The sequence below is a fragment of the Marinobacter sp. AC-23 genome, assembly GCF_001858325.1.
GTDB lineage: Bacteria > Pseudomonadota > Gammaproteobacteria > Pseudomonadales > Oleiphilaceae > Marinobacter.
This window is the reverse complement of sequence record NZ_MBPP01000040.1, coordinates 23,251-37,695: the sequence shown is the minus strand read 5'-3', so window position 1 is coordinate 37,695 and position 14,445 is coordinate 23,251. Positions and strand designations below refer to the sequence as shown.

The 14,445-nt window shown below is 54.3% G+C and carries 10 protein-coding genes and 2 pseudogenes; 1 reads left to right on the top strand and 11 read right to left on the bottom strand.

The window, feature by feature from the left end; genetic code table 11:
- Together secA and BCA33_RS13325 are read right to left on the bottom strand one after the other, a co-directional pair.
- The coding region (gene secA / locus BCA33_RS13330; protein ID WP_071266566.1) for a preprotein translocase subunit SecA at positions 1-2,100 on the bottom strand (2,100 nt) is incomplete at its 3' end.
- Between the two features lie 180 nt (positions 2,101-2,280).
- Positions 2,281-3,233: pseudogene (locus tag BCA33_RS13325) on the bottom strand (M23 family metallopeptidase).
- 212 nt (positions 3,234-3,445) lie between these two features.
- Between BCA33_RS13325 and BCA33_RS13320 the strand changes: the two are divergent.
- Positions 3,446-3,892: a DciA family protein gene (locus BCA33_RS13320; protein ID WP_071266564.1), complete on the top strand. Its 447-nt coding sequence runs from the start codon at positions 3,446-3,448 to the stop codon at positions 3,890-3,892.
- Between the two features lie 11 nt (positions 3,893-3,903).
- On the opposite strand, the gene lpxC is transcribed toward BCA33_RS13320, so the two are convergent.
- From lpxC to murD, 9 genes and pseudogenes are all read right to left on the bottom strand, one after another.
- Positions 3,904-4,821, bottom strand: coding sequence for a UDP-3-O-acyl-N-acetylglucosamine deacetylase (lpxC, locus tag BCA33_RS13315; protein ID WP_071266562.1), 918 nt, complete (start codon positions 4,819-4,821; stop codon positions 3,904-3,906).
- Between the two features lie 208 nt (positions 4,822-5,029).
- Positions 5,030-6,187, bottom strand: coding sequence for a cell division protein FtsZ (gene ftsZ / locus BCA33_RS13310; protein WP_071266560.1), 1,158 nt, complete (start codon positions 6,185-6,187; stop codon positions 5,030-5,032).
- 95 nt (positions 6,188-6,282) lie between these two features.
- Complete coding sequence (gene ftsA, locus BCA33_RS13305) at positions 6,283-7,518, bottom strand: cell division protein FtsA (protein ID WP_071266558.1); 1,236 nt, start codon at positions 7,516-7,518, stop codon at positions 6,283-6,285.
- 36 nt (positions 7,519-7,554) lie between these two features.
- Positions 7,555-8,393: pseudogene (locus tag BCA33_RS13300) on the bottom strand (cell division protein FtsQ/DivIB).
- Positions 8,386-9,351 (bottom strand): D-alanine--D-alanine ligase, encoded by a 966-nt coding sequence (locus BCA33_RS13295; RefSeq protein WP_071266556.1) that lies wholly within the window; start codon positions 9,349-9,351, stop codon positions 8,386-8,388. Before BCA33_RS13295 ends, BCA33_RS13300 begins: the two are co-directional and overlap by 8 nt.
- Position 9,352: 1 nt before the next feature.
- Positions 9,353-10,798 carry a UDP-N-acetylmuramate--L-alanine ligase gene (murC, locus tag BCA33_RS13290; protein ID WP_071266554.1) on the bottom strand — a complete coding sequence of 482 codons (1,446 nt, stop codon included), beginning with the start codon at positions 10,796-10,798 and terminating at the stop codon, positions 9,353-9,355.
- Complete coding sequence (murG, locus tag BCA33_RS13285) at positions 10,791-11,897, bottom strand: undecaprenyldiphospho-muramoylpentapeptide beta-N-acetylglucosaminyltransferase (protein WP_071266552.1); 1,107 nt, start codon at positions 11,895-11,897, stop codon at positions 10,791-10,793. The genes murC and murG overlap by 8 nt, the downstream gene beginning before the upstream one ends.
- Positions 11,890-13,089 (bottom strand): putative lipid II flippase FtsW, encoded by a 1,200-nt coding sequence (gene ftsW, locus BCA33_RS13280; RefSeq protein ID WP_071266550.1) that lies wholly within the window; start codon positions 13,087-13,089, stop codon positions 11,890-11,892. The genes murG and ftsW overlap by 8 nt, the downstream gene beginning before the upstream one ends.
- Entirely contained in the window at positions 13,089-14,444 is a 1,356-nt protein-coding gene (gene murD / locus BCA33_RS13275; RefSeq protein ID WP_071266548.1) for a UDP-N-acetylmuramoyl-L-alanine--D-glutamate ligase, read from the bottom strand. The genes ftsW and murD overlap by 1 nt, the downstream gene beginning before the upstream one ends.
- Position 14,445 lies beyond the last annotated feature (1 nt).

Below are 14,445 nucleotides of genomic sequence, written 5' to 3'. Positions count from 1 at the left end.
ATCCCACTGCTCAGGCATGCTCTGGGGCGGAATATGCTCGCTCACTAACACATCAACAACGTCCTCACGGATGGTATCTACCATCTCGGAGACATCCTCAGAAGACATTACTTCGTTACGCTGGTCGTAGATAACCGTACGTTGATCGTTGGCTACGTCATCGTACTCGAGCAGCGTTTTACGCATGTCGAAGTTACGGCCCTCGACCTTGCGCTGGGATTTTTCGATGGCATTTGTAACCATGCGGTGCTCGATAGCCTCACCCTTCTTCATACCCATCGCCTGCATCAGGCTCTTAACCTTGTCCGGCGCAAAGATACGCATCAGGTTATCTTCCAGGGACAAGAAGAAGCGGGAAGAACCCGGGTCGCCCTGACGTCCGGCACGGCCGCGCAATTGGTTGTCTATGCGGCGAGACTCATGGCGCTCAGTACCTACAATGTGCAGGCCGCCGGCGTCCAACACTTGATTATGGCGCTCGGCCCACTCTGCTTTAAGCCGCGCAAGCTCCTCTTCGGTTGCAGCGCCAACGGCAGCTGCTTCGTGTTCCCAGTTACCGCCCAATACAATATCGGTACCCCGGCCAGCCATGTTGGTGGCGATGGTCACAGCGCCCGGGCGGCCAGCCTGAGCAATAATTTGGGCTTCTGATTCATGCTGCTTGGCGTTCAGAATCTTGTGCTCAATGCGGGCTTTTTTCAGCAGCATAGAGAGTAGCTCAGATGCCTCAATAGAAGCGGTACCTACCAGAATGGGCCTGCCCTCGCCTGTCACATCTTTGATCTCATCAATGATGGCGTGAAACTTCTCATCCTGGGTCAAGTAAACAAGGTCGTTATAATCAATGCGCTGTATTGGCTTGTTGGGCGGTATAACCACCACATCAAGGCCGTATATCTGGCGGAATTCGAAGGCTTCGGTATCAGCGGTACCGGTCATACCGGAAAGCTTACTGTACAGCCGGAAGTAGTTCTGGAATGTGGTTGAAGCCAAGGTCTGGCTTTCTGCCTGAATATTCAGACCTTCTTTGGCTTCCATCGCTTGGTGCAGACCTTCACTCCAGCGACGGCCTGGCATGGTACGGCCTGTGTGTTCGTCAACAATGACAACTTGGCCACCCTGAACGATGTAATCCACATCTTTTTGAAACAGGTGGTGGGCACGAAGCGCTGAGTGCACGTGGTGCAGCAGGCTAAGATTGGCCGCAGAATAAAGGCTCTCACCTTCTCCCAGTAGTTCACGGCTTAGCAGCAGTTCTTCCACTCTTTCGTGGCCGGCCTCGGTGAGCTCTACTTGGCGGGATTTCTCATCAATAGTGAAGTCGCCAGAGGATTCGCCCTCTTCGTTCTCCTCACCTTTTTCCAGGCTCGGAATCAGTTCATTAATGGCCAAGTATGCTTTGGAGCTGTCTTCTGCGGCGCCAGAAATGATCAGTGGCGTACGGGCTTCATCGATAAGAATAGAGTCGACTTCGTCGACAATGGCGTAGTAAAGGCCACGCTGCACCTTGTCGTCGGTGCTGAATGCCATATTATCCCGCAGGTAATCAAATCCAAATTCGTTGTTTGTACCGTAGGTGATGTCGGCCTGGTAAGCCGCACGCTTTTCTTCCGACGGCTGGCCTGAAACAACCACACCTACCTGCAACCCAAGGAAACCATAAAGCTTACCCATCCACTCTGCGTCACGGCTGGCCAGGTAATCGTTTACAGTTATAACGTGTACGCCTTTGCTTGGCAGGGCGTTGAGATAAACAGCGACGGTCGCGACCAGTGTCTTACCCTCACCGGTCTTCATCTCCGCAATCCGACCCTCATGCAGGGTAATACCGCCAACCAGCTGTACATCGTAGTGGCGCATGCCCATAACGCGGCGCCCAGCTTCACGAACCGTCGCAAAAGCTTCAGGCAGCAGTGCATCTAAGCTCTCGCCCTCATCAAGGCGGCGACGAAACTCAGCCGTTTTGCCCTGCAACTCGGTGTCCGCCAGATTACCAAACTGCTCTTCAAGCTCATTAACACGCAAAACCTGCTTACGCATTCTCTTGATTTCTCTGGCATTTTTACTGCCGAACATCTTGGTTGCAAACTTTGAGAACATAGACCACTGCTTCTTTGATTAAACGGAGGAAGCCGGCATTCTAACCTTATTTCGTGACAGGACAAAAGGTAGGGCTCACATAGCCGAAGATCAGAGGCTATACTGCACCAAATGCCGGGAGTTAAAGAACCTAATGGGGCGAGGTGGGGCGCTGGCAAACGTCAGGCAAAATCCGAAAGACTAACGGCTTGCCCTTTTAATGTAGGTTTCAGGGTTCTCAGTTTTGCCACCGCGAATGACCTCAAAGTGCACATGGGCCCCGTGGAGCGACCGGTACTTCCCATCAACGCCAACACTTGCCCCTTCTGTACGACATCACCAACATTGGTTTTGATTGTCTTGCAATGAGCGTAGCGGGTAACAAGGCCATCCCCATGATCAACCTCAACCAGGTTGCCGTAACCGTGACGCTCGCCTGCGTATGTTACTACGCCGCCCGCAACAGAGATAATGTCACTGCCGTCCTTACCCGCAAGATCAACGCCCGCATGCCAAGTGCGCTTTCCGGTAAACGGATCCGAACGAAAGCCGTAACGCGAGGACAACCAGCCCCAAGTTATCGGGCGACCTTCCAGGTACAACTCATCCTCCAGCTTTTGACGGGACGAAACCTGATCCAGAAGCCGCAACTGCTGCTCACGATCCAGCATTTTGCGCTCCAACTCATCAATCATCCGGGTAAGCTCGGGCGCTGAAAAAGAGTCAGCAGGAAGCGAATCCTCTGGGCCACCAACCGCCGCCGGCTGGCTAAAATCAAATTCGTCACTGGCAACCAGACCAGATTCCACAAAACGCTGACCCAATGCATCGAGTCGTAATAAACGGCCCTGAATCTCGCCAAGACGCAGTGTCAGTGCATCTACTTGATCTTGTACATTCTGCTGTACGCCGGCCAGTTCAGTTTTTTGCTCGCTGAGCTTGCTTCGCCATTGAGCTATGAGTTCAGAGTCCGAAGGTTCGCGCGCATCTGCCTGGCTCATCGCCACGCTATACCCCGCCCAGCCTGCAGCAGCAATCAAAATAGCCCCTACAAAGGCCAGAGAAAAGGCAGTCGTGCCATTCAGCGCCAACACACGGGATTTTCCGTGGCCCTTGCTTACAAGAATGATATTCATATTATCTTCAGACTTCATAGATGAGCCGCAACCGTGTCCTGTAGTGTTGCAGCCCGGAATAATCCGAGCGGGTTTGCCATCCTTAGCAACAACTACGTACTGATAAATCGTAGCGCCCGGTAGACATACTCATTTACAACAAGGTAAAACAAGAGCAGCGCTGGCACTACGCACAAAAGGTGCCGAAGTGTAACCAATCGTTATCGTGGCCGTCGAGAAGAAAACGCCTTATGAAGCGAAAAAGTGAACAAAAAATGACCTTCGACAACCTGGGCAGAACCCCAGTGTTGAGAGAACTGGTGGCAAAAGCCAACACTCACCGCATGGCAGAAGAACAGGTTATGGCCTCGTTACCTCCAGCATTGGCACCTGGTACCCGGTTTGTCTGCTGTTTAGAAGGCGAACTAACTTTGTCGGCAGAAAGCGCAGGAAAAGCGAGCCAGATTCGCTTTCGGCAACACGAGATCATGGAAACATTGCGTGAGAATGAGCTGTTCCGGTTTGTATGGAAGCTCAAGGTGAAAGTGGTGCCGCCACGGTTTCATGAAAAACCGCCAGCGAAAAAGATTCCCCTAAGTGAAGAAAATGCCCGACTCCTCAAAGAGGAAGCCGGGCACACGAAGGACAAAAAACTACGCGAGGTTCTCGAAAAACTCGCAAGCCACGTCCGGGATTAAGGCATCCGGCCTTAAACCGGCACCGCCAACACAGGTTTCATGTAGGAGATAGGGGCGGTTTCTTCGTTATCAAAGGTAACCACTTCCCATGCATCCTCTTCTGCCCTGAGTTTGCGCAGCAACTTATTATTCAGGTCGTGACCGGACTTGATACCACGAAACTCGCCAATCAGGCTGTTGCCCAATAAGTAGAGATCCCCAATTGCGTCCAGTACTTTGTGTTTGACGAACTCATCCTCATAACGAAGACCGTCTTCGTTAAGAATCTTGTAGTCGTCGACCACAATCGCGTTATCTACACTGCCACCCAGCGCCAGATTCATCGCCCGTAGCTTTTCAATATCACGCATAAACCCGAAAGTTCGTGCGCGACTGACTTCCTTCACGAAAGACGTGCTCGAAAAATCTACCGTCGCAGTCTGGGCACGGCCCTTGAACACTGGGTGATCAAAGTCGATGCCAAAGCTCACCTTGAAGCCTTCAAACGGCAGGAAGGTAGCCTTCTTGTCGCCTTCTTCAATGGTCACTTCGCGCTTGATGCGAATGAACCGCTTAGCAGCTTCCTGCTCGGCAATGCCGGCAGACTGCAGCAGAAAGACGAACGGACCGGCAGAGCCGTCCATGATCGGCACTTCTGCAGCGCTCAATTCAACAAAGCAGTTGTCGATACCGAGACCAGCCATGGCTGACAATAAATGCTCAATTGTCGCCACACGGACACCGTCTTTTACCAGCGTCGTGGACAGCATGGTCTCACCCACATTTTCAGCGCAGGCCAGGATTTCGACCGCAGGGTCGAGATCTGTGCGCCGGAAAATGATTCCCGAATCTACCGGAGCCGGCTTCAGGGTAAGGTAAACCTTTTCCCCCGAATGCAGCCCAATCCCAGTAGCACGGATCGTGTTTTTTAGTGTCCGTTGTCTGATCATCGGTTCGTTATTCCGTAAAAATTGGCGATATTCTAGGCAAAAATCTGCCCGTAGAATATCAAAAAATACGACTGAGTACCATTTGCACAGCTCGACATTGCCTGAATTTCATGCAATGTCACCACCGGCAATCAGCGCACCGTTATCCGATTTCGTGGTCTATCCATACAAAAACCGACCCACTTCGGATGTTAATTACACTAGATTATCAGTCAGCCTGCCTGCGAAGGAATGCGGGAATATCGAGATAGTCGACCCCCTGCTCTTCACTTTCTTTGCTCTGATCAATCGCAACATTACCGTGTGATACCGCACGGCGACGCAAGATTGCAGGGCGATCCAGCTGGTTGTAATCTGTTTTGCCATCCAGAGTGCGGGTGTTATCCACTACTTTGGTTGGCTTCTCGCGATCCCCGCCAAGACCTGTGGCAACAACGGTCACCTTCAGTTCTTCAGTCATTTCCGGATCGATAACGGTACCTACTACGACCGTAGCGGAGTCGGATGCAAACTCACGCACAATGTCGCCAACCTCGGAGAATTCGCCCAGGTTCAAGTCCATACCGGCAGTGATATTGACCAGAATACCCTTGGCACCCTGCAAGTTGACGTCTTCCAGCAACGGGCTACGAATTGCGGCTTCGGCAGCTTCCCGCGCACGGTTTTCACCAGTGGCGCGTGCCGTACCCATCATTGCCATACCCATTTCAGACATCACCGTCTTCACGTCGGCAAAGTCGACGTTAATCATGCCGTTGCGAGTAATCAGGTCAGCAATACCCTGAACCGCGCCGAGCAGAACATCATTCGCAGCAGCAAATGCGTCCAACAGGCTGGTCTTTTTACCCAACACAGCGAGCAACTTTTCGTTAGGGATGGTGATCAGCGAATCAACGCATTCTTCCAGCTCCCTAAGCCCTTGTTCGGCCAAGCTCATACGCTTGCCGCCTTCAAAATTGAACGGCTTGGTAACCACGGCAACGGTAAGAATACCCATTTCCCGCGCAACCTCTGCGACCACTGGTGCAGCGCCGGTGCCAGTACCACCGCCCATACCAGCGGTAATAAACACCATGTCTGCGCCTTTGATAGCTTCGGCAATACGATCGCGATCTTCCAGGGCAGATTGACGTCCGATTTCCGGATTCGCCCCTGCGCCCAGACCTTTCGTGATGTTACCGCCCAGCTGGATGATCTGACGCGCATCCATATCAGCCAGTGCCTGGGCATCTGTGTTGGCGCAGATGAACTCCACACCCTCAATGTCACTGTTTAGCATGTGGCGCACAGCGTTACCGCCGCCGCCGCCTACACCAACTACCTTAATGACAGCGTTTTGTTGGACATTATCGACAAGTTCAAACATTCCCCTTCTCCTTCGTGCTGTTTCAGCCTTGTTCCAGGCTGTTTATTCGAGATTGTATTTTCGAGACACCTTCGTTTACTACTTGCCCGGAACCGTCAGAACTGACCGGTAAACCAAGCCTTCATGCGCTCAAACAGCGAGGGTGCATCTTCACCCTTGAGCACCGGTGTCCGGCCAAGATCCATTTGCCGGAAACCATGAATCAATAACCCGACGCCTGTGGCGTAGATCGGGTTATTAACAACTTCTGTCATACCGGAAACTGCGTGCGGACACGCCAGCCGTACCGGCATGTGGAAGATTTCTTCAGCCAGCTCCACCACACCTTCCATGGTTGAAGCTCCGCCTGTAATCACGATGCCAGCCGGAACCAGATCTTCGAAACCTGACCGCCTAAGCTCTGACTGAACAAGCGTAAACAACTCCTCGTAGCGCGGCTCAACAACCTCTGCCAGAGCCTGGCGTGAAAGGTCACGAGGTGCGCGATCCCCCACACTGGGCACCTTGATGGTTTCATCGGCGCCGGCCAGTTGTGTCAACGCACAGGCGTATTTTATTTTGATCTCTTCGGCGTTCTGCGTGGGTGTACGCAGCGCCATAGCAATGTCGTTAGTAACCTGGTCGCCGGCAATGGGGATTACCGCCGTGTGGCGAATGGCACCGCCCGTAAACACAGCGATATCCGTGGTACCACCCCCCATATCCACAACGCAGACACCCAGTTCCTTTTCATCCTCGGTGAGGATTGCATGGCTGGAAGCCAACTGTTCCAAGATGATGTCGTCGGCCTCAAGACCGCAGCGGCGAATGCACTTCTCAATGTTTTGAGCTGCGTTGACCGCACAGGTCACCAGGTGCACCTTCGCCTCCAGGCGCACACCGGACATACCCATGGGCTCCTTGATCCCCTCCTGATTATCGATCACAAATTCCTGCGGCAATATGTGCAGAATTTTCTGATCTGCAGGAATGGCGACCGCCTGTGCGGCATCAATCACTCGGTCGATATCAGCCTGGGTCACTTCCCGATCGCGGATGGCGACAATGCCATGAGAGTTGAGGCTCTTAATATGGCTACCGGCAATCCCCGCATACACGGAGTGAATGCGGCAACCTGCCATCAACTCGGCTTCCTCAACCGCGCGCTGGATCGCCTGAACCGTGGTTTCAATGTTCACCACCACGCCCCGCTTCAGTCCCCGAGATGGGTGGGAGCCAATACCCACCACCTCAATGGTTCCGTCCATTTTGCGTTTGCCGACGATCGCAACCACCTTCGAGGTTCCGATATCGAGACCGACAATCATGTTTTCCGTTTCAACCGATGACATGTATTCCACCAAACCGTAGGTCTGAATTTACTGTTTCTATGTTTTCGGGCCGGAAGCCGTTTGTGCTGGCTTCCACTGAACCGCTACACCATTCGTGTAGCGGGCATCTACCCGGCTAACTTCGTCCGACCGTGATATAAGCCGGTTTTCATAAACCGTTATAAAACGCTCAAAGCGTTTCGCGACCTGATCTCGGCCGAGCACCACTTCAATTCCGTTCGAGAGGCGAAGAGTCCAAGCCCCTCGACGTTCCAGTGAAAGCCCCGAAAACCCCAAACCGTGCCCCACTAATTTGTCACTCATGGTGCGGGCCATACTGATCACATCACGTACTCGCGCATCTGGACCCGCAAGTTGCGGCAAGCGGCCTGCAATCTCAGGGTTGGACGGCATGAACAGCTCGCCCGTGCGGCTGACTAAACGACCGTCGTTCCAGTACGCGAGGGGCTTTTTCTCCCGAATGTTGATCTCCAAGCGATCAGGCCATACTCGCCGCACTGCTACCGTCTCAACCCACGGACGTTTCTCGAGATCAGCCTTTATGTCCGAAAGATCCGTAGAGAAATAGCTTTTTCCGATCCAGTTTCCTGCCTGCCGCTCAATGGCAATGCGACTGTCGCCGATGAAATCACCGTTTACGTCAATGGCCAGAATTTGCTGATCCATGGCGCCCAGCACTTTTCCAGTTGCCCAGGGCACCAAGCCTGCAACCAGCAAGATTGCGATGCCCATACCTGCCTGAAGCCAAGGCACAGCGGCAAGCACAGCTCTAAACACGCCAAACCGGTCCTGCTCCGGCCCAAGGGTTGTTGCTCCCCGGCGCGGGGAGGGTCGGACGGTATCGCCCGACTCCGGATTAGAAGTGTTTCAAGCATCGGCCCCCTCCAAGGTGTCTTGAAGAATCCGCACAACCAATTCTTCAAAGCTCATTCCGGCGGCCTTTGCCGACATAGGCACCAAGCTGTGGTCGGTCATCCCCGGCACGGTATTCACTTCCAGCAACCAAAACTCGCCGTTAGCATCTTGCATGATGTCTACCCGGCCCCAGGTGCGGCAGCCCACTACCCGGAAAGCTTCCAGCGCCAAGTTCTGTAACCTGACTTCATCCTGAGGCGCCAAGCCGCAGGGGATTCGGTAACGGGTATCATCCGCCAGGTATTTGGCGTCGTAGTCGTAGAACACATGATCTGTGCTCAAGCCTATGGCCGGCAACGCACTGTCCTGCAACAGACTGACTGTAAACTCCGGCCCCTCTATCCACTCTTCTACCAAAACCAGGCTATCCAGCGCTGCTGCCGCCTCGTAGGCTTCAACCAGTTCAGCGGCGGTCGTTACTTTACGAATTCCGATGCTGGAACCTTCCCGGGAAGGCTTAACACTCAGTGGCGATCGCAGCTCTTGAACGATCTGTTCAGCATCACTGGCAGCCGTCATGGTTCGGAATTTCGGTGTTGGCAAACCACAGCCAGCAAACACGTATTTCGTACGCAACTTGTCCATTGCCAGCGCCGAAGCCATGACTTCGCTACCGGTATAGGGAATACCCGCTTGGGACAGGATGGCTTGCAGCGTTCCGTCCTCACCACCGCGACCGTGTAACGCTATAAAAACCCGATCAAACTCTGGCCTCTCTACGGTCTTCAAGAGACAGCCCTGAACATCCATAGCAAAGGCATCCACGCCTGCGGAGATCAGTGCCGCAAGAACCGCCTTGCCGCTGTTGAGAGAAACGTCGCGCTCTGCTGAGTCCCCTCCCATAAACACAGCCACGCGCCCCAACGCCTGAACCACATCTGGTTCAGCCTGATACGCTGGTATCTCGGGATGCTGCATATCACTCACCTGAAATGACTCCTTGCGCCGCTAATCGGATCGCTATACCACCAATGTCCCCAGCACCCTGGGTAATCAAAAGATCGCCGTCCTGCAAAACACTGGACAGCAAGTTCTCGATTTCACGATTATCTTCCACAAACAAGGGCTCTACTTTGCCCCGCTGCCTTATGCTGCGGCACAAAGCACGACCGTCTGCACCTGGAATCGCGGCTTCTCCAGCGGAGTAGACATCCATCAGCAACAGGCCATCGACCTCCGACAACACCCGTACAAAATCTTCATACAAATCACGGGTTCGACTGAACCTGTGGGGCTGATACAACATCACCAGACGGCGCCCCGGCCAAGCGTCATGGGCAGCACGAATGACCGCCTCCACTTCGGTGGGGTGGTGGCCATAGTCATCCACCAACGTGACGGTGCCTTTAGGCGTCTGGTAATCTCCGTAGACCTGAAAACGACGACCAACACCCGCAAAAACCGCCAGCCCCCGACAAATGGCTTCGTCTGCGACACCTTCGTCCGTCGCTACGGCAATCACCGCAAGCGCGTTCAGCACGTTGTGGCGCCCAGGCATTTTCAGCTCTACGGTGAGGTCGCTTCGCCCGCCGGGCCGTTTAACCACAAAATGGGTTCTGAGCCCGTCTGTCACTATATTTTCGGCACGATAATCCGCATCCGGATTACGGATGCCATAGGTGATAATTGCGCGGGAAATTCGAGGAATGATTTCATTCACGTAATCATCGTCCACACACATCACAGCCAGGCCGTAAAATGGCAGGTTATGGAGAAAGTCCACAAACGTCTGTTTGAGCTTTTCTACATCGCCGTCATAGGTGTCCATGTGATCGGCTTCGATATTGGTCACTACCGAGATCGTCGGCGTCAGGTGCAAGAACGAGGCATCGCTCTCATCCGCTTCAGCGACCAGATAACGGGATCCACCCAGCTTGGCATTGGTACCGGCACTGTTCAGCTTGCCGCCGATCACAAACGTAGGATCAAGCCCCGCCTCACCCAACACGGAAGCAATCAAGCTTGTGGTGGTCGTCTTACCATGAGTTCCGGCTACAGCAATGCCGTGGCGATAACGCATGATCTCAGCCAACATTTCTGCCCGGGGCACAATGGGCACTCTCCGGCTACGAGCTGACACCATTTCCGGGTTATCGGACGCCACAGCAGAAGACACCACCACCACGTCGGCTTTGGCGCTGTTTTCTTCCCGATGACCGATATGAATTTCAATATCCATGGCCTTGAGACGATCGGTGACCACACCCTCTTTCAGGTCTGAGCCAGATACGTCGTAGCCTTGGTTTTTCAGCACCTCGGCAATGCCGCTCATGCCAGCGCCACCGATGCCCACAAAGTGAATGTGGCGAATCCGGCGCATTTCCGGTACTTGAAATGCAAGCGGCGGATTGGTTATATCAGCCATTAGCGGCCTCCAGGCAATAATTCACAACTCGCTCCGTTGCATCGGGGCGAGCCAAAGTACGTGCAGCGATAGCCATATCCATGACTCGGGCGCGATCCCTGGCAAGGTCGCCCAGGGTTTCTGCCAGCACAGTCGGTGTCAGCCGTGACTGTGGTATAAGCACGGCCGCTTTTGCGCTTACCATTTGCTCGCCATTTTTCGTTTGATGGTCATCCACCGCATGGGGGAATGGCACGAGCACTGCGCCGATACCCGCAGCACAAAGTTCGGAAACCGTTAGGGCTCCGGCGCGACACAACACAATGTCGGCCCAGCTATAAGCTTCCGCCATATCTTTAATAAACGGCTCAACATCGGCCTTTATTCCATGCTGCTCATAAGAGGCCCGCGCCGCTTCCACATGCTTCTCGCCACACTGGTGACGAACCTGCGGACGCTCTTGTTCGGACAACATGACCAAGGCCTCTGGCAACTGTTGATTAAACACCTGAGCCCCCAAGCTGCCACCCACCACCAGAATACGTAGCGCTTGTTTCTGTTCGTTCTGGCCGCTATTGCGCCCAGCCATCCTTTGTTCCGGTTCTGGCAGGTTTGCCAAGTCTTCACGTACTGGATTGCCCGTACACCGGGTAATCACATTCGAACCGAAGCTTCCCGGGAATGCTTCTAACACCGCCTTCGAAAATCGCACCAGAATGCGATTAGTCATTCCGGCTATAGCGTTCTGCTCATGAATCACCAGCGGCGTTTTTGTGAGCCATGCAGCCAAGCCGCCAGGGCCAGTTACAAACCCGCCCATGCCTACCACGCAATCTGGGCGAATACGGCGCATGATCGTGAAGGCCTCGCCTAACGCGCGCATTAAGCGGAACGGCGCCATGACCAACGCCAGCTTGCCCTTACCCCGGAGCCCCGAGATATGGATCAGCGACAACGGAATACCCGTATCACCAATCAACCGCTCCTCCATGCCTCCGCTGGCGCCCAGCCAGTGCACCTCGTGCCCTTTGGCTTCAAGTGCCCGCGCAGTGGCAAGCGCTGGAAACACATGGCCTCCGGTGCCGCCGGCCATCATCAAAAAACGACGGGGCTCAGTCATAGCGCGCCCCTCCCCGTTTGCGAGGGCCAGTCTTTTCGGTGCCCTGTTTTTCCTTGTCTATTCGCTCCATTTCAATCCGAGCCAGAATGCCGATACAAACACAGCTGATCATCAGGCTGGAGCCGCCGTAACTCACCAAGGGTAAGGTCAGACCTTTAGTGGGCAGCAGCCCGGTGGCGACCGCCATATTGATACCTGCTTGCAGGCCAATCAGCAGAGTGATGCCGTAGGCAAAACAAGCACCAAATGGCATGCCGGCCTTCTCTGCCCGACGGGCAATCACAAAGCCGGCAACAACCAGGGCGGTAAATAGTGCCAGCACAATCAAAGAGCCCAACAGCCCGAACTCTTCAGCAATAATCGCGAAAATGAAGTCTGTGTGAGCCTCGGGCAGAAAAAACAATTTCTGTATCGAATTACCCAAGCCAACACCGGCCCATTCGCCACGCCCGAATGCAATTAAGGACTGAGTTAGCTGATAGCCGCTGTCAAACTGATCTTTCCAGGGGTCGAGGTAGCTAACTACCCGCTTCAGGCGATACGGCTGAGTCAGGATCAGCACCACTCCGAGCCCCACCAGGGTTGCAATCAGTGGTACAAACCGGCTGAGGCGCACGCCACTCAAGAAGATCATCCCCGCGGCGGCTGAAACAAGAACCACCGTGGCCCCAAAGTCGGGCTGAATCACCAACAGTGCAGACGCCACACCCAGAACCACCAAAGGCTTCAGAAAGCCCGGCCAGGTGTTTAGCAACTCGTCACGACGACGCACCACGTATCCCGCCAGGTAAGCGATCAGACACAATTTCGCGACTTCTGATACCTGCACGTTAAACAAGCCAAACGGAATCCACCGGGTTGATCCGTTTACCGTACGGCCCAGGGGCGTAAGCACCAGAATCAGCGACAGCAGGCCAATACCAAGCAGCAACCAGCCGCTGCGCTCCCACCAGGCCATAGGCACATTGACCGACACCAGCGCAAGCATGCACCCCATGGTGGCGAACATGAGCTGGCGAATCACATAGTGATAACCATTGCCCATGGTCTCTACTGCCATATCCATAGAGGCTGAAGAAATCATCACAACGCCGATTATCAGCAGCGCTATCGAGCTGATAATCAGAACCGCCAAAGGCTGAATTTCGCCCATCCACTGAGTCCGCGCGGGTACTGACAGTCCTGCCTGCATCACGACACCTCCCCAATAGACTGAACCTGGGCACGGAATTGGTCACCACGATCCATATAGTCCCGGAACATATCGAAGCTTGCGCAAGCAGGGGAAAACAGAACTCGATCTCCCCTCAGGGCCAGCTCTGCAGACTTGGTCACCGCATCGGCCAGGGTTGAGACTCGATAGACCGGGGTATCAGCACTTACAACATCTGCAATACGGTCTGCATCACGGCCAATCAGCACCACGGCACGACAACAGGTTGTGATCGGCGCCGCTAGCTCAGAAAACTCTGCACCCTTACCTTCGCCGCCAGCAATCAGTACGATTTTTTGGTCACCTTCGGGCACCAGGCTATTTATGGCTGCAACGGTCGCTCCAACATTGGTGCCTTTGGAATCGTTAATGTAGTCAACATCGCCAAGCCTGCGTACGAATTCACATCGGTGCGGCAGCCCGCTGAATTCACGAGCAGCGCTCAGCATTGCGTCCATTGGCAGCCCAGCGGCGCGCCCCAATGCCAGCGCTGCCATCACATTGCTGAGATTGTGCCAACCCACCAGCTTCAGCTCGTTGGCGTTCAGAATGCTATCAAACCCGAGCGTTAGCCAAAGGCCTTGGTCATCTTCCCGGGTACTAAAGGTATCTGGATTGACGCGGTTGAACCCAAAGCAGATGAACCGCAGATTATCCCGCGCCATGGGGGTACTCAGCGCGTCGTCCAGATTCACAATGGCGTTCTGACAACCACGAAAAATTCGCTGTTTGGCCTGAAAATAAGCCATTTTGTCTGGATATCGATCCAGGTGGTCGTCACTGACGTTCAGTACCGTAGCCGCCAGGGCATTCAGCTGTGCAGTGGTTTCCAGTTGAAAGCTGGAGAGCTCAAGCACATACAGTTCGGCGCCTCGGCCCAGCAAATCCAGCGCAGGGGTTCCTATGTTTCCGCCAATTTCCACCCGGCGGCCAGCTGCACGAGCCATATCACCCACCAGTGTTGTGACGGTGGTCTTGCCGTTGGAGCCAGTTATGGCCACGACAGGCGCATCGGCAGCTTCAGCAAACACATCGATATCGCCACGGATGCGCGCACCCTGTTCAGCGGCGTGGGCAATAGCAGGCTCGGCAATACTGATACCTGGGCTTACGATCAATTCGTTAAAACCAGCAAATAGCTCTGAGTCAAACCGCCCCAGATAAACAGGTATATCCGGCCACTCGGCACGCAGATCATCCAGGCACGGCGGCGTTTCGCGGCTGTCAGCCACCGCGATTTCCCGACCCTGCGCAAACAGATAGCGCACGCAGGAGAGCCCGGTTTTACCGAGCCCCACTACCAATGTGCGACGATCTGATGTGATGACACTCATA

Coding starts and splice junctions, on each gene's coding strand:
- murC (WP_071266554.1), bottom strand. CDS start 10,798: ATGGCTGATATAACCAATCCGCCGCTTGCATTTCAAGTACCGGAAATG.
- murD (WP_071266548.1), bottom strand. CDS start 14,444: ATGAGTGTCATCACATCAGATCGTCGCACATTGGTAGTGGGGCTCGGT.
- ftsZ (WP_071266560.1), bottom strand. CDS start 6,187: ATGTTTGAACTTGTCGATAATGTCCAACAAAACGCTGTCATTAAGGTA.
- lpxC (WP_071266562.1), bottom strand. CDS start 4,821: ATGATCAGACAACGGACACTAAAAAACACGATCCGTGCTACTGGGATT.
- BCA33_RS13295 (WP_071266556.1), bottom strand. CDS start 9,351: ATGCAGCATCCCGAGATACCAGCGTATCAGGCTGAACCAGATGTGGTT.
- ftsW (WP_071266550.1), bottom strand. CDS start 13,089: ATGCAGGCAGGACTGTCAGTACCCGCGCGGACTCAGTGGATGGGCGAA.
- BCA33_RS13320 (WP_071266564.1), top strand. CDS start 3,446: ATGAAGCGAAAAAGTGAACAAAAAATGACCTTCGACAACCTGGGCAGA.
- murG (WP_071266552.1), bottom strand. CDS start 11,897: ATGACTGAGCCCCGTCGTTTTTTGATGATGGCCGGCGGCACCGGAGGC.
- ftsA (WP_071266558.1), bottom strand. CDS start 7,518: ATGTCATCGGTTGAAACGGAAAACATGATTGTCGGTCTCGATATCGGA.